Origin of the sequence: Streptomyces sp. NPDC026589 (assembly GCF_040638385.1) — a bacterium.
Taxonomy (GTDB): Bacteria; Actinomycetota; Actinomycetes; order Streptomycetales; family Streptomycetaceae; genus Streptomyces.
This window is the reverse complement of sequence record NZ_JBEZYG010000015.1, coordinates 133,500-154,038: the sequence shown is the minus strand read 5'-3', so window position 1 is coordinate 154,038 and position 20,539 is coordinate 133,500. Positions and strand designations below refer to the sequence as shown.

Sequence of the window (20,539 nt, the reverse complement as noted above, 5' to 3'; positions counted from 1 at the left end):
ACCATGTCCCTGGACCACCGGCTGACCGCCGAACACGAGGAACTGCGCCGCACGGTCGAGGCGTTCGCGCACGACGTGGTCGCGCCGAAGATCGGCGACTTCTACGAGCGCCACGAGTTCCCGTACGAGATCGTGCGCGAGATGGGCCGCATGGGCCTGTTCGGGCTGCCGTTCCCGGAGGAGTACGGCGGCATGGGCGGCGACTACCTGGCGCTCGGGATCGCCCTGGAGGAGCTGGCCCGGGTCGACTCCTCGGTGGCGATCACCCTGGAGGCCGGGGTCTCGCTGGGCGCGATGCCGCTGCACCTGTTCGGCACGGAGGAGCAGAAGCGGCAGTGGCTGCCGAAGCTCTGCGCGGGCGAGGCGCTGGGCGCGTTCGGCCTGACCGAGCCGGACGGCGGCTCGGACGCGGGCGGCACACGCACGACGGCCGTGCTGGACGAGGCGACGAACGAGTGGGTGATCAACGGCTCGAAGTGCTTCATCACCAACTCCGGTACGGGCATCACCGAGTTGGTCACGGTGACGGCGGTGACCGGCCGCAAGGAGGACGGCCGCCCCCGGATCTCCGCGATCATCGTCCCCTCCGGCACCCCGGGCTTCACGGTCGCCGCCCCCTACTCCAAGGTCGGCTGGAACGCCTCGGACACCCGGGAACTGTCCTTCGCCGACGTCCGCGTCCCGGCGGCCAACCTCCTGGGCGAGGAGGGCCGGGGCTACGCACAGTTCCTGCGCATCCTGGACGAGGGCCGGGTCGCGATCTCGGCACTGGCCACGGGCCTCGCGCAGGGCTGCGTGGACGAGTCGGTGAAGTACGCGGCCGAGCGCCACGCGTTCGGCCGGCCGATCGGCGCGAACCAGGCGATCCAGTTCAAGATCGCCGACATGGAGATGCGCGCCCACATGGCCCGGGTGGGCTGGCGCGACGCGGCCTCGCGGCTGGTGGCGGACGAACCGTTCAAGAAGGAGGCGGCGATCGCGAAGCTGTACTCCTCGACGGTGGCGGTGGACAACGCCCGGGAGGCGACGCAGATCCACGGCGGCTACGGCTTCATGAACGAGTACCCGGTGGCGCGGATGTGGCGGGACTCGAAGATCCTGGAGATCGGCGAGGGAACGAGCGAGGTACAGCGGATGCTGATCGCAAGGGAGTTGGGGCTGCCGGGCTGATCTGCCGCCTCCCGGTACTCGGGCTGCCGACCGGCCGCCGTGGAACATTCCATGGCGGCCGGTCAAGCCCGATATGCCTCATGGTCCATGTCACGGGTGCCATTCAGCACAGTCCGCTCAACACCCTGCGGCCCAATTTCCGCGACGCGGGAGCATCTACCGGCAGCCACGCAGCATCCGTGACTTCTTCGGTCTGAGCCATGCCGACGTCGGCCTCCTCCAACGCACGCGCCGCCAGGGCATAGGCACTGAGACACGGAGCGGCTGGACTGTCGTACCCAGCCTCTATGCTCTTCACTGTGGACGAAGCCGTCGTGTGTGAAGGCATCCCGGCCTGGCGGCCGGCCCGGGGTGCCCGATCAGGTGAGGCTGAAGAAGAGCGTGTCCTGCGTGTACCAGGAAACGTGCTTCGTCGCCGTCTCCCATTCGTCGTGCTCGACATCGAGCTTGTCGATGAGTTCCTGAACGTCGTAGCGCAGGTCCGGGTCCATGCGGTCGAGGACGGCACGGTAGGCATCGGCCGCAGGCTTGGCCCTGTCCAGCGGGAGATGGCCGATGGCCGGGTACCCGTCCACCGCGTGCGGGATGTGGGGGAAGCGCGCCGGCAGACCGCCGTACAGGTAGCCGTGGGGCAGCAGGTCCAGCGGAACGCCCAGGCGCCGCATCTCCTCGTCAACCAGGCTGAAGAAGGTCGACGGCTTCGAGTAGGTGCCCAAGTGCGACGGATCGGAGGCGTTGCGGTCGATGATGATCTGCAACGCCGCGGTGTATGAGTTGCCCGCGTACTCCGCCTCGGAGGAGGTGTGTCCCGCGACGAGGTGATCGAGAGCCTCCGGGATGGACAGCCCCCAGTCGATGCCCTCGTGGTCGAGACCATCCTGACGCGACTGCGCGAACTTCAGCATATTGCCAAGGCGCCGCTCCTGATCTGCGGTCAGCGAGCGGCTGTTGCCCAGGAAGGCCAGGACGTCGGCCTGGTCGGCAGTGGAGTAGGCAATGTTGTAACTCATGGGCGCAATGGTGCCAGCCGGGACTGACACACCCGTCGCGGATTGGCGGCGGCCAGGACGGCGGTTGCGCTCTGGTCTCCCTGGCCGAGGGTGATGTTCTCCCGGAGGGTGGCCCGGCCAGGGCGTCGCCGAGGAACTGGCGGCGGGCGGTGACCTGCTGGGACGGGTCGCCGAACAACACCTTCGATGAAATCCGGTCGATTTGGGCGCACCCGAAGGGATCATGGACGAGTGATGTCGACATCCGGTCGGCCAGCAGGAGGGCCTGCTCGATCTCTGTGTGACATGCGGGCTGCTGGGGTGGGGTGGAGGGGCGATGGCGTTGTGGCACGAAGCTCCGTGCAGCGCTTGGCCTCCGGTCATGACTGTGGATGCTGAACTGAGCACGCTGGCAGCCCAAGACGATCTCTCCCCTGATCTGGTGTGGCATCTGCTTCAGTGCCCGGAGCACCAAGTCGGAAGAGGCAAGAGGCAAGCGCCCGCCATCGCAAGTTGCTCGCCCTTCCGGCCTCAGCAGTGGCCCGGGCGTGCGTACACCGTGATCGCTGAACCATCGGCTGTGCGCACGCTGCATACCTCGAAGTGGTCAGCGAGCGTGTCCCGCTTCACGCGCGCCATGACGTCGTCTTCCACCGCGACGCCGGACGGCGAGTCGACGGCGACGATCCGGTAGCGCGTGAGCATCCGAGCGCGTAGTTCGTCGGGCGGCACCTCCGTGCCGTACAGGCTGTGCGAGGCGGCCGGGCCACGTGCCCGTGCAAGATCCACTCCGGCGCCGGGCCTGGAGTCGGCGAGTTCCCAGGCCCGGCGCTTTACCGACAGGTAGACCACGCCGGCATCGGGCCGGGTGGTCTCGCGCAGGGTTGCGGCGAGTGTGGTCATGTCGTCCGAGCGGCTCGCGGGGGTGCGCAGCTCAAGGGTGGCCGGCACCAATGCCACGCAGGCGACAACAGCCGCGATGACCGCACCCGCGCGGATGCCGGGCCCGAGCCGCAGCGCCTGGTCGAACGCGGCACCGAGGAGCAGCGCGAAGCCCGCGGCGCCGTAGACCACATATCGGTCCAGGTACAGCGGCTTGGCCAGGGACAACAGCATCAGGAGTCCGGTCGGCCCGAGGAAAAGGCTGAGGCCGAGGGCGATCAGCCGACTCTCGTGTGCGGTGCGGGTCCGCCGTGCCCATGCGAGCGCCGCCGCTGCCAGGGCCACGCCGGCCATGAGTGAGAAGCGGGCGTACTCGTCCGGCTTCGTGGCATCCAGCCAGCCCACCTGGCTGGACTGCCGCATGCTCACCAGCACAAGGGGGGCGAGCGCCACCACGACGGGCACAGCCGTCTCGGCGAAGATCCGGCGCCTCGCACGCGGCACGAACAGGGCGTGCGCGGCCAACGCGAGTACCGCGAACTCGTGCAGCAAACAGGCCGCGAGCAGCAGCCCCGCGTACGCCGCCCACATGCCCCGCCGGTCGCGCTCGACCGCTCGCACCAAGGTGTATGTCGCCCAGACAACAAGGGCGCACACCAGCGCGTACGAACGGCCCTCCTGCGCGTACCGCTGCACCCCGGGCAGCACGGCGAACACGATGCCCGCGCACAACCCGGCACGCGGCCCTGCCAGATGCACGGCGAGTGTCGCGACACCGGCCGTGGCCGCTGCCATCGCGAGCACGGAGGGCAGCCGCAGTACGACCACGTCGGTGCCGAAGACGTCGAAGAGGCAGTGCATCAACAGGTAGTAGAGACCGTGCACGGCGTCCACGCGTCCCAATGTCTGCCAGAGATCGGGCAGATCACGGCTCGCGAGCCCGATCGTCACGGCCTCGTCGTGCCATACGGCGTCACCGCGCCGAACGCCCCAGAGGCCGAGCGCGAGCGTGAGCAGCACCGGCACGACGACAACGCGTCGCCGACCGGGTGCCGCCGGCACGCGAGGGTCGGGCGCGGCGCAGGACGGTGCGGGGTGTCCGAGGACCTGAGAGGTGGCGATGACTGGCTCCTGTGTACCTCGACGGGTGGGGTAGGCCGAGTCCAGCCGCCGAGGAATTGATGCGCAGCCCCCGTCCCGAGCGCCAATCAATTCCCGGCAGGTCGCCGAGCAGCAGGAACGCCTGCCGATAGGGTCGTAGGGCTGATGGGGACGCGGCCGTGGCGGGAGAGGCGCGCATCACGTGATGGGGGAGTTACCGATGGGGCGCCACGAGAAGCCGCTCGACCCGGCTGCGGGCGCCGCCCCACGCCTCGCATACGAGTTGCGGAAATTGCGCGGGGAAGTCGGCACACCCACATATCGGGCGATGGCTGAGCACGTCGCGTTCTCGGCCCCGACCCTGTCCGCCGCTGCGTCTGGTGGACGGGTGCCGACTCTGCCCGTGCTCCTCGCCTATGTGCGTGCCTGCGGTGGCGACGAGGCGGAATGGGAAAGGCGATGGCGCACAGCCACGGCAGAGGCCGCCGAGGAAGCCGGGGCCATGGAGGAGGGGGCGGCCTCCCCCTACAAGGGCCTGGCACGGTTCGAGCCCGACGACCGGGACACCTACTTCGGGCGCGGTGAACTCGTCGCGGAACTGGCCGCCGCCGTCGCCCGCCACCGCGTCGTCGCGCTGGTGGGCGGCTCCGGCAGCGGCAAGTCCTCCTTGCTGCGCGCTGGGCTCGTCCCCGCCCTGCGCGGCGAACAGGATCCGCGGCGCAGGCCCGCCCTCGTCCGTGTCATCACCCCGTCGGAACACCCCGACCCCGCCCTGCTCTCACCGGTTGCCGCCGAGAAGGGCGACACGATCGTCCTGATCGACCAGTTCGAGGAGCTGTTCACGCTCTGCCAGGACAACTCCTCCCGCGCCCGGTTCGTCGAAGCGCTGCTCGCCGCCCGCGCACCCGGGAGCCGAGTACGCGTTGTCATCGCCGTGCGCGCCGACTTCTACGGCCGCTGTGCCGACCACGGTCCGCTCGCCGACGCCTTGCGATCCGCCACGCTCCTCGTCGGCCCGATGACGTCCGCCCAGCTCAGGGAGGCCATCATCGGGCCGGCCCAGCGCGATCGCCTTTTCGTGGAGAAGGCGTTGACCGCGCGCATCGTTGCCGACGTCGAGAGTCAGCCGGGTGGTCTGCCGCTGATGGCACACGCCCTTCTTGAGGTCTGGCGCCGGCGCCGGGGCAAGACCCTCACCGAGCAGGCGTACGACGCGATCGGGGGGATACACGGAGCCATCGCCCACACCGCGGAGGCGGTGTATGCCCGCTTCACCGACGAGCAGGCCGCCGTCGCCCGCCGGCTACTGCTGCGTCTGGTTTCGCCGGGCGACGGCACGCAGGACACCCGTCGGCCCGCGGACCGAGCCGAAATACCGTCGGCAATCGCGGAGACGGCCGTCCTGGAGGAGTTGGTGCGGGCCCGGTTGCTCACCGTCGACGGTGCCACGGTCGACCTCGCACACGAAGCCCTGCTCACCGCATGGCCACGGCTGCGAGGCTGGATCGAGGCTGACCGGGAACGGCTGCGTCTGCATCGTGCGCTGACGGAGGCCGCCCGTGTGTGGGAGGCACTGGACCGAGACCCCGGAGCCCTGTACCGGGGCGTACGGCTCTCGGCGGCTCGTGAGGCGTTTGGTGATCGGAACGACCGGGTCCGGGAGGACGCGGGCACTTCCGGCGAGCTGACGGCCTTGGAAGCCGACTTCCACCTCGCGAGCCTGGTCGCCCACGAGCAGGCGCTACGAACACGCACACGTGGTGCGCGCCGCCGCCGCTTTCTCCTGGCGGCCCTCGCGCTGCTGATGTGCCTGGCCGCGGTCGCCGGCACGGTGGCCTGGCAGCAGAGCCGTGTCAGCGACCGCCGCCACGACGAGGCCGAGGCCCGCCGTGTCGTCGCTGTCGCGACAGCCCTACGTGCCTCGGACCCGCGACTGGCCATGCGGCTGAGCGTGGCGTCCTGGCGGATCGCGGACCTGCCGGAAACCCGGGAGGCGGTGCGGGGTGCCGCTTCCCAGCGCGAGCAGTCGTCGTTCACACCGCGCGACGGCACGGGTGACCTGCAATCCCAGGGACGACTCAGTGCGGACGGCCGGATCCTGACAAAGGTCGGCAGGGACCGTGTGTATCGATGGGACTCACGCACCGGCCGCTCACTGGGCGAGGCCGAGATCCCGGGCGACGCCTTCGCGTCGGTTCTCGCCGTCAGCCGCAACGCCGGGCGGGTCGCGTATCTCGACAGCCGGGGTGCCGTCGTCGTGCGGGACCTGCACGACGGACAGCGGTCGCACCGACTCGGTCGCCTTCAGGGGGGCTATCCAGAAGCGGAGTTCGGCCCCGACGGGCGGCTGCTCCTCACCGAGGACGCCGACAAGGAGCAGAGCGGGTCCAGGGTTCAGGTGTGGGACGTGGAGACGGGTCGGCTCGTGTTCACAGCGGGATCACGCGAGGGCGACGGCCCCTTCGCCCAGCTGAGCCCCGACGGAAGGCTCTTGGCCGCCTGCGCATACGAGGGCGCCCGACTCTCGGTCTGGGACATCGAGTCGAAGCGCCGGATGCCCGCACCCTGGACCCGCGAGGCGGGCCGCGAACTGTGCGACGAGGGAGCCCGGTTCACGTTTTTGCCCGACAGCCGCGCCCTTGCCGTCGGCGTGGACGGCGGAGTCCGTACCTGGGATGTGCGGGACGGCCGGGAACGGCCCAGGATCAAGACGGGCGGAGAGGACAGGCCGGAAGCGTCTTTCAGCACCGACGGGGCGTACGCCGTCACCGCCCAGGGCCGTGACATAGCCCTGTGGCACGCCGCTCACCCGGACCGCCCGCTGACGACCTACACACCGGAAGGGCCCTACGTTGTCGAGCCACGGGTCGATCCGGGAGACGGGGTGCTGCGCTTCGTCGTCGGCGGGGCGAGCACCGTGAAGACGCTCGATGTTCGCGCCGTACTGGCGGCAACCGCATCCGGGCGGCAAGGACAGCGCTACCAGCAGGCCGAGTTCAGTGCGGACGGAGCCACGGCCGTGACGACGCGGCGGGACGGCCAGGACTGGGAGTTCCGGCTGCACGAACACGGTGGCAGGACGACCGCCCTGCCGGGCCGGGCCCGCAGGGACGCGGCACCGCACGTGGCCTTCTCGCCCGACGGCCGTACCGTCGCATACGGAGGCTCCGAGGTTCGCCTGTGGAACGTGGATCACCGGCGCGAGACCGCGCGGATCAAGGTGCCGGAACTGATCGAGACCATCGCCGTGGGCGCGGACGCCACGTCCCTGCTGTTCGCCACGTCCCGTCCGATCGGAGGGCAGAACGACGACCCGAGCGTCGTCGAGGTGTGGCGGGCCTCCGAGCAGGCCAGGAACCGCCTGCTGCGCACCCGGACCGAGACGTCCTCCGTCTTCCTGACACCGGACGCGACTGCTCTGCTCGCGTCGAACGGCGATCAGTACGACCTGGGCACCGGCCGCAGAGTCACCGGCCTGCACGGTCAGGAACCACTGCAGGCTGCGCGGTTCAGCCAGGACGGAGACCACCTGGCGGTCAGCACCCGTGATGGCCGGGTCACCCTCTGGGACACCCTCGGCCGGCACCGCAACGCGGTCCTCGCACAATCGGACCACGAGGCACGGAACGAACCGCTGCCCGTCACCTTCTCGGCCGACGGCGAGTTCGTCGCGGTCGGAACCCAGGACGGTTCCGTACGCGTCTGGGAAACCGCCTCTCCCGGCACCCCGGGCACCCTCATCCAGGTCGGCGCAGACCGGATCCTCGGCCTCGGATTCACCGACGGCAGCGACCACCTGCGCATCGCGACCCCGCACAGCGTGCACCGGGAGGTCGGTGTACTCGACCCGCGGCAGGCCGCGCGGGAGGTGTGCGAAAGGGCTGAGGGCGGGCTCGGGGCGGAACAGTGGGGCGCCTACCTGCCCGAGCTTTCCTACCGGCAGACCTGCTGAGGTAGCCAGACATCTGACGCAACTGCCCGGGGTACGTGGCTGCTCCTGGACTCTACTGACTTCCGTGGGCTTCCAAGGCCGTGGTCCGCAAGGAGTGGCTCTGCAACCGGACCGACGGCCACTACGAAAGCCCCCTCGCACCCCACGAGTTCGACACCCCGCGTAGAGCCCATAGGCCGGCCGCCGGCCCATCAATGGCTTGACCATCAAGGGGTTCGAGCACCTGTCCGGGGCGAGGTCGCGGAGGCCTCCGAACGGCTGGTCGGGGCCGGGTTCACGAGCCGGCTGATCCCGCCGCCTCCTCGATGAGGTCGGTGACCGGGCCGGGCTGTGAGGCGAGGGAGGCGTGACCGGCGTCCAGCTCGATCGTCCTGCGCGGCCGCATACGCTCGGCCATGCGGCGCTCGTTGTCGGGGTGGATCATGCGGTCGGCGGTGGAGACCTGGTACCACGTGGGCTTGGACCGCCAGGCCGGGGCGGTGACGTTGTCGCCGAAGGTGGAGGCCAGCGGCGCCTTCTGCGTCACCGCCATCACCAGTGCCTCCTCCTCGGAAAGGTCCTGGGCGAAGCTCTCGTGGAACTTGTCCTGCTTGATCCACAGGTAGCCGTCGGAGTCCGGAGCGAGGTTCTCGAACGCCGCGGGGGGCTTCTCCTGGCTGATCTGTCCGGGGCTCTCGCCGGCGTCCGGGGCGAAGGCGGCGATGTAGACGAGGCCGGTGACGCCTGGCAGGTCGCCGGCCTCCGTGATGACCGCCCCGCCGTAGGAGTGGCCGACCAGGACCACCGGTCCGTCGATCTGCCGGACCATTTTGCGCGTGCGCTCGGCGTCCTCGGCCAGGGAGGTCAGCGGGTTCTCCACCGCGTGCAGGGAGCCGAAACCGCGGCGGTGCAGTTCCGTGATGACTCCCGCCCAGTGGGCGGCGCCGCCCCAGAAGCCGTGGACCAGGACGATCGCGGGTTTGTCAGCCATCGGGCGGTGCCTTTCGAGGGGGTGACGTGGCGGAAGCCGTTCGTCCCCAGCAGACGCCCGTCCGCCCGTCGCCGCATGCGGGAGCCGTCATTCAGGTGGCCGCCCGGGCCCCGTCACGGTGAAGGCCCGGTCCCCAGCCCGATCACGGTGAAGGCCCGGTCCCGAGCCCGTGACGGTGCGGACCCGAGCCCGGTCACGGTGAAGGCCCGGTCATGGGCCCGTCAGGCCGCCTCAGCGCCAGGCGTGGCGGATCTTCAGCCGTCCGTATCCGACCGCCCCCGAGAAGCGGATGCGCGGCGCGCCGGGGCGGGTCGGCTGCCGGGGCCTGTAGCGCAGGTCCTTCCAGCCGGTCGTCACTCCCTCGACCTCGACGATCGCGTCGCGCGGCACCGTGATCCTCGCGTTGCCGGTGCCGAGGCTCAGCTCGATGTCGACGACCGGGTCCTCGATGACCGCCCGGGACAGGTCCAGACGCACCCGCCCGAAGGCGGACTCGACCTTGAGGACCCGGGGGACCCGCCAGGCACCCCGTCGCTTGATCCGTCCGCCGGCGGCGGCGATCGTCGCCGTGGCGCCCGGGCCCGCCGCCGGGAGCAGGTCGACGGCCGCCGCGAGCTCGCCCTGCGTCGTGGCGGCCAGCACCCGGCCGAGGCGCTCGTCCATCTCCTCGTGCCCGATGTGCTCATCGGCGTACGCCTCCCGCACGCGCCGCACGGCGCTCTCACGGTCGTCTTCGCGCACGCGCGAAGCGGCGTTTCCCTGGGGTGAGTTCACCGCTTCACTTTAGTGCGGCCCCGGCGCGGCGGACACGGTGAAGACCCACGGTCTCAGGAGGCCGACACCTCGGCTTCCTTGCGGGCGTCGTAGTCGGCGCGCGCCTTCGCGATCTCCTGCTGGTGGCTCTCGGTCCAGTCGACCAGGGACCTGATCGTCGTGTGCAGCGTCGCGCCCAGCTCCGTCAGCTCGTACTCCACGCGGGGCGGGACGACGGGGTAGACCGTGCGCCGCACCAGGCCGTCGCGTTCGAGCTGGCGCAGGGTCACCGTCAGCATGCGCTGGCTGATGCCTTCGATCAGCCGGCGCAGCTCGGAGAAGCGCAGCGTACGGCGTTCCAGGTGGGCGATGGCGAGGAGCGACCACTTGTCCGCGACGCGGTCGAGGATCTGCCGCACCTCGCATCCCTCGCGGACGTCCCACTGGCTGATGTCGTAGTCCTGACCGGCCCCGGTATCCGCACAGTTACTCGGTGACTTCGAAGTGCCTTCTTCCATACCTCCCCACGGTGCCGCAAGCTTCGGGTGGTTACAAGAGGGAACTGACCGGCGATTCGGTAACTCGGGTTCGATCCGGGCTGCTTGGTGCCCTCGTGTGCCACCCCTGCTTTCGTCGACCGCTGTTGCGGCTCCTCGTCATGCCTGTTTCGTCCGCGCTCAAGGAGAAGTCCCATGTCCTCATCACCGCCCCTTCCGGGATCGAGCAGTGACCGCATGACCGGCCGGGCCCGGGGCGTGCTGCTCGTCCTGTGTGGCGCGATCTTCCTGGAGGGCATCGACGTGGCCATGCTCAACGTGGCCCTGCCCGCGATCCGCGAGGACCTGGACCTGTCCACCGGCACGCTCCAGTGGGTGATGAGCGCGTACGTCCTCGGCTACGGCGGCTTCATGCTGCTGGGCGGACGGGCGGCCGACCTGTTCGGCCGCCGCCGGATGTTCGTCCTCTGGCTCGTGGTGTTCCTGCTCTTCTCCGGTCTGGGCGGGCTGGCCACCGAGGGATGGATGCTGGTCGTCGCCCGCTTCGTGACGGGGATCGCCGCGGCCTTCATGACCCCGGCCGGCCTGTCGATCATCACCACCGGCTTCCCGGAGGGGCCGCAGCGCGACAAGGCCCTCCTGGTCTACGCGGGCACCGCCGCCGGGGGCTTCTCGATCGGCCTGGTCGTCGGCGGGCTGCTCTCCGCCATCGACTGGCGCTGGGTGTTCTTCGCCCCGGTCGTCCTCTCGTTCGGCATTCTTCTCGCCGCGCTCGCCCTCGTCCCCGCCTCGCCCCGTCCGGAGCGCGCCGGGCAGGGCGTCGACCTGGGCGGAGCGGTCACCGTCACCGCCGGGATCCTGCTGCTCGTCTTCGGCGTGGAGCGGGCCACGCACGTCCCGGCCGTCCGGACCGTCGGCACGATCGGCGCGGCCCTGCTCCTCTTCCTCGCGTTCGTCCTGATCGAGCGCGCCTCGTCCTCACCGCTGGTGCGTCTGGGCCTCTTCCGCAGCGGGGCGCTGGTTCGCGCCAATGTGTCGGGGCTGCTGTTCGCCGCCGGGTTCTTCGGCTTCCAGTTCATCGCCGTGCTCTACCTCCAGGAACTACGCGGCTGGTCGTCCCTGCAGACCAGTTTCGCGCTGATCGTGATCGGCGTGGACGCGGTCCTCTCGCCGCTCCTCACCCCGAGGCTGGTGGCCCGGTTCGGCAACGCCCGGGTCATCTTCGGCGGGCTGCTCGTCGCGTCGCTGTCGTACGCCCTGTTCCTGCCGCTCGCCGCGGACCGGACGTACGCGGCGATGTTCCCGGGCCTGCTCCTCCTGGGCGTGGCCTTCTCCCTCGTTTACGGGCCCCTCACCATCGTGGCCACCAGCGGCATCGCCGAGGAGGAGCAGGGGGTGGCCGGCGGGCTGCTCTACACCTCCTTCCAGTTCGGGGCCGCGCTCGGGCTGTCCGCGGTGGCAGCCGTCAACACCGCTGCCACGGACGGAACTTCACCTGCCGCCCTCCTCGACGGGTACCGGGCGGCCCTGATCGTCCCGCTGGCCGCCGCTCTGACCGCCGCCGCCGTCAGCGCGTTCGGCCTCCGCGCCCGACGGGCGGCGGCGACGGGCGGGCCCTCGTCCGGCGACGGCCGTCGGGGCGGCGCGGCCTCGCCGGGCGGGAACGACGCGGTGGGCGGCGTCGAGCGGCCGGCCGCGATCGGTGCCTGAAGACGCGGACGGGAGGTACGGCTGGGGGGTGCGGACGGAGGCCCGCCTGCACCCCCCACAGCCGTACGCCGCCATCCCCCCACCCCACCCCGCCCCGCCCCGTATTGCGGTCGACACCTCGCGCGCAGGTCCGGCAGAGTCTCCTCATGGATCTCACGGATCTCACGGACCACCACTGGCCCCTTTACGGACTTCGCCTCCGTACTCCGCGCCTCGAACTGCGGCTGCCCGACCTCGGGCTCCTGGGCGAGCTGGCCTCGGTGGCGGCTCACGGCGTGCACGACGCCGACCGCATGCCGTTCAACGTGCCGTGGACCGACGGGACCCCCGACGAGGTGGGGCGGGCGGTCTTCCAGCACGTGCTGGGGACTGTGGCCGGCTGGTCCGCCCAGGACTGGACGCTCAGCCTGGCCGTCCTTCGCGAGGGAAGGGTCATCGGGCGGCAGGACCTGATGGGGCGGCAGTTCGGGGTACGACGGCAGGCCGAGACCGGGTCGTGGCTCGGGCTCCCGCACCAGGGCCGGGGACTCGGTACGGAGATGCGCGCCGCCGCCCTTCACCTCGCGTTCGCCGGGCTCGGCGCACGGTACGCGGTCTCCGCCGCCATGACCGACAACCCCCGTTCGCTCGGGGTCTCGCGGCGGCTCGGACACCTGGACGACGGACTGGAGACAGATGTCGTACGGGGGGCTCCCGTCACCCTGCGGCGGCGGCTGCGCCTGAACCGGGCACGGTGGGAGGCGCACCGGAACGTGGACGTGACCATGGAGGGACTCGCGGCCTGCCGGGCGGAGTTCGGGGTCTGAGGCGGCGGGCAAGGGCATCACACCACCCCGTCAAGCAAGGGTAGGCTAACCTTCCTTTGGATCGCCCCAGCCGGAAGCCGGGCCTGTCCGTCCGCCGCTCCGGCCCGTCCCGGAGGAGCCCCGTTGACGTCGACGACCGCCACCGCCCGCGAAGTCGCCCCGTTCCGGCTCTTCGGGCTGATCGTCCTGCGGACCAGACGGCTGGGCCCGTCCATCCTCCGGGTCACGCTCGGAGGGCCGGGAGCCGAGGGCTTCAGCGGCGGGGGCCGCGACCAGAGCCTGTCGATCCTGCTGCCCGGCCCGGGGACGAGCGAGGCGGTGGCCCCGGCGGGCGGGAGCGGGGCGCGGCACGGGGAAGGGCGGGCGCTGCCCGAGGACGAACGGGCGGTGACGCGTTCCTATGCCGTACGGGCCCAGCGGCTGCGGGCGGACGGCTCCACCGAGGTCGACCTCGACTTCGTGCTGCACGACACCGGCGGCCCCGGCTGCCGCTGGGCGATGGCGGCCACCCCCGGCGACCGGCTCACGGTGCTGGGCCCCGCGGCGGCGGACAACGCGGCCGTACGCTTCCGGCCGCCGGCCGACACCGACTGGGTGCTCATCCGGGCCGACGAGACCGCCCTGCCCGCCGCGGCCGCCGCCCTGGAGTGGCTGCCCGCGGGGATGCCGGCCCGGGTCTGGCTGGAGGTGCCGCGCACCGAGGACCGGCAGGCGCTGAACACGGCGGCGAAGGCCCGGATCAGCTGGCTCGTCCGCAACGAGGGCGCCGCCTGCGGTGTGGAGACCGTGCGCGCCGCCGAGCTGCCCGAGGGCACTCCGTACGTGTGGATCGCGGGCGAGGCGTCCGGGGTACGGGCGCTGCGTCATCACCTCGTCCAGGAGCGGGGCTTCGACCGTGAGCGGGTGACGTCCACCGCGTACTGGCGACGCGGACTCCCCGAGGAGCAGGCTCGGGAGGCCGAAGCGGAAGCGGGGGCGTAACCGCCGGAGCCACCCTCGGCCGGCCGGCGGGAAGAGGGGGCGTCGGTGATGGCGGCGGCTTGGACGACCCTCGACGGGCGTACGTGACCAGCGAAGACGCTCACTGACTGCCCGGCCACGGGTCAGGGCCCGTCCGGAGGTTCACCCGTTCCGGTGGTCGTGCCCGGAATCACCGCCCTGGGCCGCCGGGCCACCCATGATCGGCCCGGTGATCACCCACCGCGCATCCCCCGCCTCCGGGCACCGGGGGGCTCGGGCCGTCGAGGTCGGCGTGGCTGTGACGGTGACACGCAGCGATATGCGTAACTCTGAGTCATGGAACGCGAGAAGCGCGAGCCATGCGAAGTGTTTTCCACTGGAGGCGAAAGAGTGTCACGTCAGCGTCTGAGGCTGGGAGTACTGGCCCTTGCGGCACTGGTTCTGTCAGGTCCCGCGGTTGCCCCGACCGCGGCGGTAACCTCCTGGCCGGTCACAGCGAGCGTCCACGGGCAGGCCGTCCTGGCGGGCCCGTCGGCCGACGAGGACCCGGGCTTCCTCAAAAGGCGTCAGAAGGCTCAGGCCGAGGGGCTCATCGACGCCGACGGCCGAGTCCCGGGAAGTCAGCGCGAGGGAGGCCGCGCATGGCCACACGATGACACGGGCTACCGCATCCAGCCCCGGGACCTGGAGTTCCTCGGGCTGACGCAGCAGCAGGTCAGGTGGTGGCGCCACTATCGGGCGCCGTTGGGCACGACTCCCCACCAGTTCAAGCGCATGTCGGCTTCCCTGTTCAGGGCCCTGTGCTCCTCCTGCGAGCGCCCCCAGGACTATGACGTACGACTCCAGGGATCATGGGCGTTCTTCTTCTCGGGCCGCCACAAGGACTTCCCGACCGAACGGGACCTGGCGGGGCAGCCGGTGGCGCCGGCGAGGTTCCAGGAGTGGATGGGCTCCACACCTCCCGCCGAGCGCCCGGCGCGCCGCCCGTTCGACTCTCTGCACAAACTGGGGATGCTCGACGGAAACGGGAAGCCGCTCGGACCCAGCGACGGGGACTTCCACATCGCGTCCGACGTCATGGTGGCCGAGGCCCGGGCGAAGTGGGATGAACTGAAGAGCGCGGGAAAGCTCAGCGATGCGGACATCCGCACGGGATTCGTTCATCAGAAATACAGCTTCATCAACCGGACGGCGGTTCGGGAGGCCTTCCCGGAGCTCGAGAAGTGGTCGACCGTATGGGAGGAGCGGCTGGGCCGGCCCATCGCGCCGTCGCTGTTCCCCAGCTCCGGGCCCCCCGACAAGTCTCAGGAGGGCAGCGGGGTCTCCACTCACTTCCGGAACTCCGACTGGGTGGTGACCAACCCACCGAAGCACTGACCGCCCCGGGCCCGTCCCGGCCGGCCGGGACGCGGTCCACGCCCCCGACCTGAACGCCGTACACGCTCCTCGGCCGCCGCCGCTCCCGCTCCGACGGGGGCGGCGGCGGCCGTTTGCGCGGGGTCGGCTCCGGGCGTCGGCCTCAGCGCCGCCGAAGGAGTAAGAGGTGAGGGGGTGAGGGGGTGAGGGGAACGGTCGATTCCGAGTTAGGTTAGGCTCGCCTTACTTCGACATCGCGTCCTCCTCCCCCCTTCCTGCCCGGAGGGCCGCGATGAAGTTCCCCTCACCCGGGAGGATCCCTCCATGCGTTCGCACCTGCTCAACACCACGACCGCGGAGCACTATCGGCACACCGTCTCCGCAGGAGTGGAACGGGTCGCGGTGACGCTCGCCGCCACCGAGCGCCCCTTCAGCGGGATCGGTGTCGACGAGCTCTCCCCCGTCGTCGACGCGATCGACCTCGACCGGCCGCTCGGCGACGCGGCTGCCGCCCTCGACGAGCTCGGTGAGGTCTACCTCCGTGACGCCGTCTACTTCCACCACCCCCGCTATCTGGGCCACCTCAACTGCCCGGTTGTCATACCCGCCCTGCTCGGCGAGGCCGTGCTCTCCGCGATCAACTCCTCCCTGGACACCTGGGACCAGAGCGCGGGCGGCACCCTCATCGAGCGCCGGCTGATCGACTGGACCACTGAGCGGATCGGGCTCGGACCTGCCGCCGACGGCATCTTCACCAGCGGCGGCACGCAGTCCAACCTCCAGGCCCTGCTGCTGGCGCGGGAGGAGGCGAAGATCCGGCCGGAGCACCTCACCCGGCTGCGGATCCTCACCTCCGAGTGCAGCCACTTCAGCGTGCAGAAGTCCGCCAAGCTGCTCGGCCTCGGGCCGGACGCCGTCGTCTCCATCCCCGTCGACCGCGACAAGCGGATGCGGACCGTGGCCCTCGCCCGCGCCCTGGAGCGTTGCGCCGCCGAGGGAACCGTCCCCATGGCCGTCGTCGCCACCGCCGGCACCACGGACTTCGGTTCCATCGACCCGCTGCCCGAGATCGCCGCACTCTGCGAGCAGTTCGCCGTCTGGATGCATGTGGACGCCGCGTACGGCTGCGGGCTGCTCGCCTCCCGTGTGCGGGGCGGACTGCTCGAAGGCATCGCGCGCGCCGACTCGGTCACCGTGGACTACCACAAGTCCTTCTTCCAGCCGGTGAGTTCATCGGCGCTGCTGGTCCGCGACCGGGCGGCCCTGCGGCACGCGACGTACCACGCGGAGTATCTGAACCCGCGCCGGATGGCCGAGGAGCGGATACCCAACCAGGTCGACAAGTCGCTCCAGACGACCCGCCGGTTCGACGCGCTCAAGCTCTGGATGACGTTGCGCGTCATGGGCGCGGACGGCATCGGTGAGCTGTTCGACGAGGTCTGCGACCTGGCCGCCGAGGGGTGGCGGCTGCTCGTTGCCGACCCACGCTTCGACGTGGTCGTCGAGCCACGGCTCTCCACGCTCGTCTTCCGCTACATCCCGCCCGGTGTCACCTCCCCCGACGAGATCGACCGCGCCAACCTCCATGCCCGCAAAGCGCTGTTCGCCTCCGGGGAGGCCGTCGTCGCGGGCACCAAGGTGGGCGAGCGCCAGTACCTGAAGTTCACCCTGCTCAACCCCGGGACGACCGTGCACGACATCGCCGCGGTCCTCGATCTGATCTCCGGCCACGCCGAGAAGTACCTGGGAGACTCCGTTGACCGCGCTTCCTGAGCCCCACGACTTCATCGGGATCGGGCTCGGCCCGTTCAACCTCGGCCTGGCCTGCCTGACCGAGCCGATCGACGAGCTGAACGGCGTCTTCCTGGAGTCCAAGCCGGACTTCGAGTGGCACGCCGGGATGTTCCTCGAAGGGGCCCATCTCCAGACGCCGTTCCTGTCGGACCTGGTCACGATGGCCGACCCGACCTCGCCGTACTCGTTCCTGAACTACCTCAAGGAGCGCGGCCGGCTCTACTCCTTCTACATCCGGGAGAACTTCTACCCGCTGCGGGCCGAGTACAACGACTACTGCCGCTGGGCCGCCGCGAAACTGGGCAGCATCCGGTTCGACGAGACCGTCGAGACCGTGACGTACGACGAGGGCTCGGGGCTCTACACCGTGCGCACCGCCTCCGGTGAGCTGTTCCGCTCCCGGCACCTGGTCCTCGGCACCGGCACCCCGCCGCACATCCCGGAGGCCTGTCAGGGGCTCGGCGGGGACTTCCTGCACAACTCCCGTTATCTGGACGGGAAAGCCGGCCTCCAGAAGAAGAAGTCGATCACCCTGGTCGGCAGCGGGCAGAGCGCGGCGGAGATCTACTACGACCTGCTCTCCGAGATCGACACGTACGGCTACCGGCTGAACTGGGTCACCCGCTCCCCGCGGTTCTTCCCGCTGGAGTACACCAAGCTGACGCTGGAGATGACCTCCCCGGAGTACATCGACTACTTCCACGCGCTGCCCGAAGAGACCCGCTACCGGCTGGAGACCGGTCAGAAGGGGCTGTTCAAGGGCATCGACGGGGAGTTGATCGACGCGATCTTCGACCTGCTCTACCAGAAGAACATCGCCGGGCCCGCGCCGACCAGGCTGCTGTCCAACTCGGCCCTCGTCAGCGCGCGTTACGACGCGGAGGGCGGCGCGTACAGCCTGGGGCTGCGCCAGGAGGAGCAGGGCAAGGACTACGAGCTCACCACCGAGGGCCTGGTCCTCGCCACCGGTTACCGGTACGAGGCGCCCGCCTTCCTCGCGCCCGTCACCGGGCGGCTGCGCCACGACAGCCGGGGCCGCTTCGACGTGGCCCGCAACTACAGCATCGACACCACCGGGCGCGGGGTCTTCCTCCAGAACGCCTCGGTGCACACCCACTCGATCACCTCGCCCGACCTCGGCATGGGCGCCTACCGCAACGCGTACATCATCGGCGAGCTGCTCGGCCGCGAGGTCTACCCGGTCGAGAAGTCCATCGCCTTCCAGGAGTTCGCCGTATGAGCCGCCCCGGCAGCCGTCGCCCCGACCAACCCTGCCCCGACACACTCGGCGCCTTCGCCGTCCGCCCGCTGGACCCCGCCACCGACGCCGCACTGGTCCACGGCTGGGTGACCCACCCCAAGGCCGCGTACTGGCTGATGGGCGACGCCGGGCTCGCGGACGTGCAGCGGGAGTACCGGTCCATCGCCGCCCACCCGCACCATGACGCGTTCATCGGGCTGCACGACGGCGTGCCCGCCTTCCTGATCGAGCGCTACGACCCCACCGAGGTCGAGCTGAAAGGGCTCTACGAGGCGGAGCCCGGCGACATCGGGATGCACTTCCTGGTCGCCCCCACCGACACCCCGGTGCACGGCTTCACCCGGGCCGTGATCACCACCGTGATGGATTTCCTCTTCGCCGACCCGTCGGTGCGCCGGGTCGTCGTCGAGCCCGACGTCACCAACAGCGCCGTGCAGGCCCTCAACAAGGCCGTCGGTTTCGACGTGCTCCGGGAGATCGCCAAACCGGAGAAGAACGCCCTGCTCAGCGCCTGCACCCGTGCGCAGTTCGAAGCAGCAACCGGAGGTAACGACCGATGACGACCACCCTCACCGAGAGCGTCGCCCACCTCTCCCCGGGACGCTGGGCCACCGCAAACCGACTGCTGGTGCGCAAAGCACTGGCGGAATTCAGCCATGAACGGCTGCTGACCCCCACGCCGCTCGGCGGCGGCCGCTACACCGTCCGTAGCGACGACGCCTCCACCGAGTACCGCTTCACCGCGCGCCTCTTCGCCCTGGACCACTGGCAGATCGACGCCGAGAGCATCACCCGGCACCGGCACGGCTCCGAACTCCCCTTGGACACACAGGAGTTCCTCATAGAGCTGCGGCACACCCTCGGGATCTCCGCGGAGGTCCTGCCGGTCTACCTGGAGGAGGTCTCCTCCACCCTGGCCGGAACCGCCTACAAACTCACCAAGGAACCGATGACCTCCGGCCAGCTCGTCGCCGCCGGATTCCAGGCCATCGAGACCGGGATGACCGAGGGCCACCCGTGCTTCGTCGCCAACAACGGGCGGCTCGGCTTCGGCGTGGACGAGTACCGGACGTACGCCCCCGAGACGGCCTCGGAGATTCGGCTCGTCTGGCTGGCCGCCCACCGGGACCGGGCCACCTTCACCGCGGGCGCCGGCCTCGACCACGACGCGCTGGTCAAGGACGAGCTGAGCGAGGCGACCCGGGAGCGGTTCGACGGCACGCTGCGCGGGCTCGGCCTCGACCCGGGCGACTACTTCCTGCTGCCCGTCCACCCCTGGCAGTGGTGGAACAAGCTCGCGGTCAGCTTCGCCGGAGAACTGGCGGCGCGGCACCTGGTGGTGCTCGGCGAGGGCGAGGACGGCTATCTCGCCCAGCAGTCGATCCGCACGTTCTTCAACACCGACCACCCCGAGAAGCACTACGTCAAAACGGCGCTGTCGGTCCTGAACATGGGCTTCATGCGCGGTCTGTCCGCCGCGTACATGGAGGCCACTCCCGCGATCAACGACTGGCTGGCCGGTCTGATCGAGCGCGACGACCTGCTGCGCGGCGCCGGGTTCTCGATCATCCGGGAGCGGGCCGCGATCGGCTACCACCACCGGTCCTACGAGGCGGCCACCGTCAAGGGCTCCCCGTACCGGAAGATGCTGGCCGCCCTGTGGCGCGAGAGCCCCGTGCCGGGGCTCCGGTCCGGCGAGCGGGTCGCGACGATGGCCTCGCTGCTCCACACCGACCACGAGGGCGGCTCGGTGGCCGGGGCGCTGATCGCCGAGTCGGGCCTGGAGCCGCGGGTGTGGCTGCGGCGCTACCTGGACGCCTATCTGGTGCCGGTGCTGCACAGCTTCTACGCCTACGACCTCGTCTACATGCCGCACGGCGAGAACGTGATCCTGGTCGTGGAGGACGGTGTCGTCACCCGCACGATCTTCAAGGACATCGCCGAGGAGATCGCGGTGATGGACCCGGACGCGGTGCTGCCGCCGCAGGTCGAGCGGATCCGGGTCGAGGTCCCCGAGGACATGAAGGCGCTGTCGGTCCTCACCGACGTCTTCGACTGCTTCTTCCGCTTCCTGGGCGCGGGCCTGGACACCGAGGGCGTCCTGGACGAGGACACCTTCTGGCGGACGGTCGCCGCCTGCGTGCGCGACTACCAGGCATCGGTGCCGTACCTCGCGGAGAAGTTCCGGAGTTACGACCTGTTCGAGAAGGAGTTCGCGCTCTCCTGCCTCAACCGCCTCCAGCTGCGCGACAACCAGCAGATGGTCGACCTCGACGACCCGGCCGGAGGACTCCAGTTGGTGGGACGCCTGAAGAATCCGATCGCCGGGTTCTGAGCC

Annotated in this window: 15 protein-coding genes; 10 read left to right on the top strand and 5 right to left on the bottom strand. The window is 70.4% G+C overall.

All coding sequences use genetic code 11. The features are described 5' to 3' along the window. Positions 1–3: 3 nt before the first annotated feature. Entirely contained in the window at positions 4–1,170 is a 1,167-nt protein-coding gene (locus tag AB0F29_RS25555) for an acyl-CoA dehydrogenase family protein (protein WP_361876128.1), read from the top strand. A gap of 359 nt (positions 1,171–1,529) precedes the next feature. Here AB0F29_RS25555 and AB0F29_RS25550 read toward each other — a convergent pair whose 3' ends face one another. Beyond that, positions 1,530–2,180 (bottom strand): hypothetical protein, encoded by a 651-nt coding sequence (locus AB0F29_RS25550; RefSeq protein WP_361876125.1) that lies wholly within the window; start codon positions 2,178–2,180, stop codon positions 1,530–1,532. Between the two features lie 510 nt (positions 2,181–2,690). Continuing rightward, positions 2,691–4,061 (bottom strand): glycosyltransferase family 39 protein, encoded by a 1,371-nt coding sequence (locus AB0F29_RS25545; protein WP_361876122.1) that lies wholly within the window; start codon positions 4,059–4,061, stop codon positions 2,691–2,693. 409 nt (positions 4,062–4,470) lie between these two features. On the opposite strand from AB0F29_RS25545, the gene AB0F29_RS25540 reads away from it, so the two are divergent. After that, positions 4,471–8,094: a hypothetical protein gene (locus tag AB0F29_RS25540; protein WP_361876119.1), complete on the top strand. Its 3,624-nt coding sequence runs from the start codon at positions 4,471–4,473 to the stop codon at positions 8,092–8,094. 274 nt (positions 8,095–8,368) lie between these two features. On the opposite strand, the gene AB0F29_RS25535 is transcribed toward AB0F29_RS25540, so the two are convergent. From AB0F29_RS25535 to AB0F29_RS25525, 3 genes are all read right to left on the bottom strand, one after another. Beyond that, positions 8,369–9,064 carry an alpha/beta hydrolase gene (locus tag AB0F29_RS25535; RefSeq protein WP_361876116.1) on the bottom strand — a complete coding sequence of 232 codons (696 nt, stop codon included), beginning with the start codon at positions 9,062–9,064 and terminating at the stop codon, positions 8,369–8,371. Positions 9,065–9,295: 231 nt separating this feature from the next. Next, the gene (locus tag AB0F29_RS25530) at positions 9,296–9,838 is read right to left on the bottom strand and encodes a DUF1707 domain-containing protein (protein ID WP_361876113.1); all 543 of its coding nucleotides are present in this window, start codon (positions 9,836–9,838) and stop codon (positions 9,296–9,298) included. A 53-nt stretch (positions 9,839–9,891) separates the two neighbouring features. Next, entirely contained in the window at positions 9,892–10,335 is a 444-nt protein-coding gene (locus tag AB0F29_RS25525; RefSeq protein WP_361876111.1) for a helix-turn-helix domain-containing protein, read from the bottom strand. Positions 10,336–10,551: 216 nt separating this feature from the next. Between AB0F29_RS25525 and AB0F29_RS25520 the strand changes: the two genes are divergently transcribed. The 8 genes from AB0F29_RS25520 (at position 10,552) to AB0F29_RS25485 (ending at position 20,536) form a co-directional block, all read left to right on the top strand. Beyond that, entirely contained in the window at positions 10,552–12,024 is a 1,473-nt protein-coding gene (locus AB0F29_RS25520) for an MFS transporter (protein ID WP_361876387.1), read from the top strand. A gap of 146 nt (positions 12,025–12,170) precedes the next feature. Continuing rightward, a complete protein-coding gene (locus AB0F29_RS25515) occupies positions 12,171–12,830 on the top strand; it encodes a GNAT family N-acetyltransferase (RefSeq protein WP_361876108.1) in 660 nt (219 codons plus the stop codon). 123 nt (positions 12,831–12,953) lie between these two features. Then, entirely contained in the window at positions 12,954–13,811 is an 858-nt protein-coding gene (locus tag AB0F29_RS25510; RefSeq protein ID WP_361876105.1) for a siderophore-interacting protein, read from the top strand. A gap of 315 nt (positions 13,812–14,126) precedes the next feature. Continuing rightward, positions 14,127–15,167, top strand: a complete 1,041-nt coding sequence (locus AB0F29_RS25505; RefSeq protein ID WP_361876102.1) for a hypothetical protein — start codon at positions 14,127–14,129, stop codon at positions 15,165–15,167. Positions 15,168–15,470: 303 nt separating this feature from the next. Continuing rightward, a complete protein-coding gene (locus AB0F29_RS25500) occupies positions 15,471–16,919 on the top strand; it encodes an aspartate aminotransferase family protein (protein ID WP_361876099.1) in 1,449 nt (482 codons plus the stop codon). Further along, positions 16,903–18,180 (top strand): lysine N(6)-hydroxylase/L-ornithine N(5)-oxygenase family protein, encoded by a 1,278-nt coding sequence (locus AB0F29_RS25495; protein WP_361876096.1) that lies wholly within the window; start codon positions 16,903–16,905, stop codon positions 18,178–18,180. Before AB0F29_RS25500 ends, AB0F29_RS25495 begins: the two co-directional genes overlap by 17 nt. Next, positions 18,177–18,761 carry a GNAT family N-acetyltransferase gene (locus AB0F29_RS25490; protein WP_361876093.1) on the top strand — a complete coding sequence of 195 codons (585 nt, stop codon included), beginning with the start codon at positions 18,177–18,179 and terminating at the stop codon, positions 18,759–18,761. Before AB0F29_RS25495 ends, AB0F29_RS25490 begins: the two co-directional genes overlap by 4 nt. Next, on the top strand, positions 18,758–20,536 hold the full coding sequence (locus tag AB0F29_RS25485; RefSeq protein ID WP_361876090.1) for an IucA/IucC family siderophore biosynthesis protein: 1,779 nt from the start codon (positions 18,758–18,760) through the stop codon (positions 20,534–20,536). Before AB0F29_RS25490 ends, AB0F29_RS25485 begins: the two co-directional genes overlap by 4 nt. Positions 20,537–20,539: the final 3 nt, after the last annotated feature.

What these genes read in the sequence shown, in the direction of transcription:
- AB0F29_RS25535 (WP_361876116.1), bottom strand. Translation starts at nt 9,064, where the DNA reads ATGGCTGACAAACCCGCGATCGTCCTGGTCCACGGCTTCTGGGGCGGC.
- AB0F29_RS25540 (WP_361876119.1), top strand. Translation starts at nt 4,471, where the DNA reads ATGGCTGAGCACGTCGCGTTCTCGGCCCCGACCCTGTCCGCCGCTGCG.
- AB0F29_RS25555 (WP_361876128.1), top strand. Translation starts at nt 4, where the DNA reads ATGTCCCTGGACCACCGGCTGACCGCCGAACACGAGGAACTGCGCCGC.
- AB0F29_RS25500 (WP_361876099.1), top strand. Translation starts at nt 15,471, where the DNA reads ATGCGTTCGCACCTGCTCAACACCACGACCGCGGAGCACTATCGGCAC.
- AB0F29_RS25525 (WP_361876111.1), bottom strand. Translation starts at nt 10,335, where the DNA reads ATGGAAGAAGGCACTTCGAAGTCACCGAGTAACTGTGCGGATACCGGG.
- AB0F29_RS25550 (WP_361876125.1), bottom strand. Translation starts at nt 2,180, where the DNA reads ATGAGTTACAACATTGCCTACTCCACTGCCGACCAGGCCGACGTCCTG.
- AB0F29_RS25520 (WP_361876387.1), top strand. Translation starts at nt 10,552, where the DNA reads ATGACCGGCCGGGCCCGGGGCGTGCTGCTCGTCCTGTGTGGCGCGATC.
- AB0F29_RS25505 (WP_361876102.1), top strand. Translation starts at nt 14,127, where the DNA reads ATGGAACGCGAGAAGCGCGAGCCATGCGAAGTGTTTTCCACTGGAGGC.
- AB0F29_RS25485 (WP_361876090.1), top strand. Translation starts at nt 18,758, where the DNA reads ATGACGACCACCCTCACCGAGAGCGTCGCCCACCTCTCCCCGGGACGC.
- AB0F29_RS25515 (WP_361876108.1), top strand. Translation starts at nt 12,171, where the DNA reads ATGGATCTCACGGATCTCACGGACCACCACTGGCCCCTTTACGGACTT.
- AB0F29_RS25490 (WP_361876093.1), top strand. Translation starts at nt 18,177, where the DNA reads ATGAGCCGCCCCGGCAGCCGTCGCCCCGACCAACCCTGCCCCGACACA.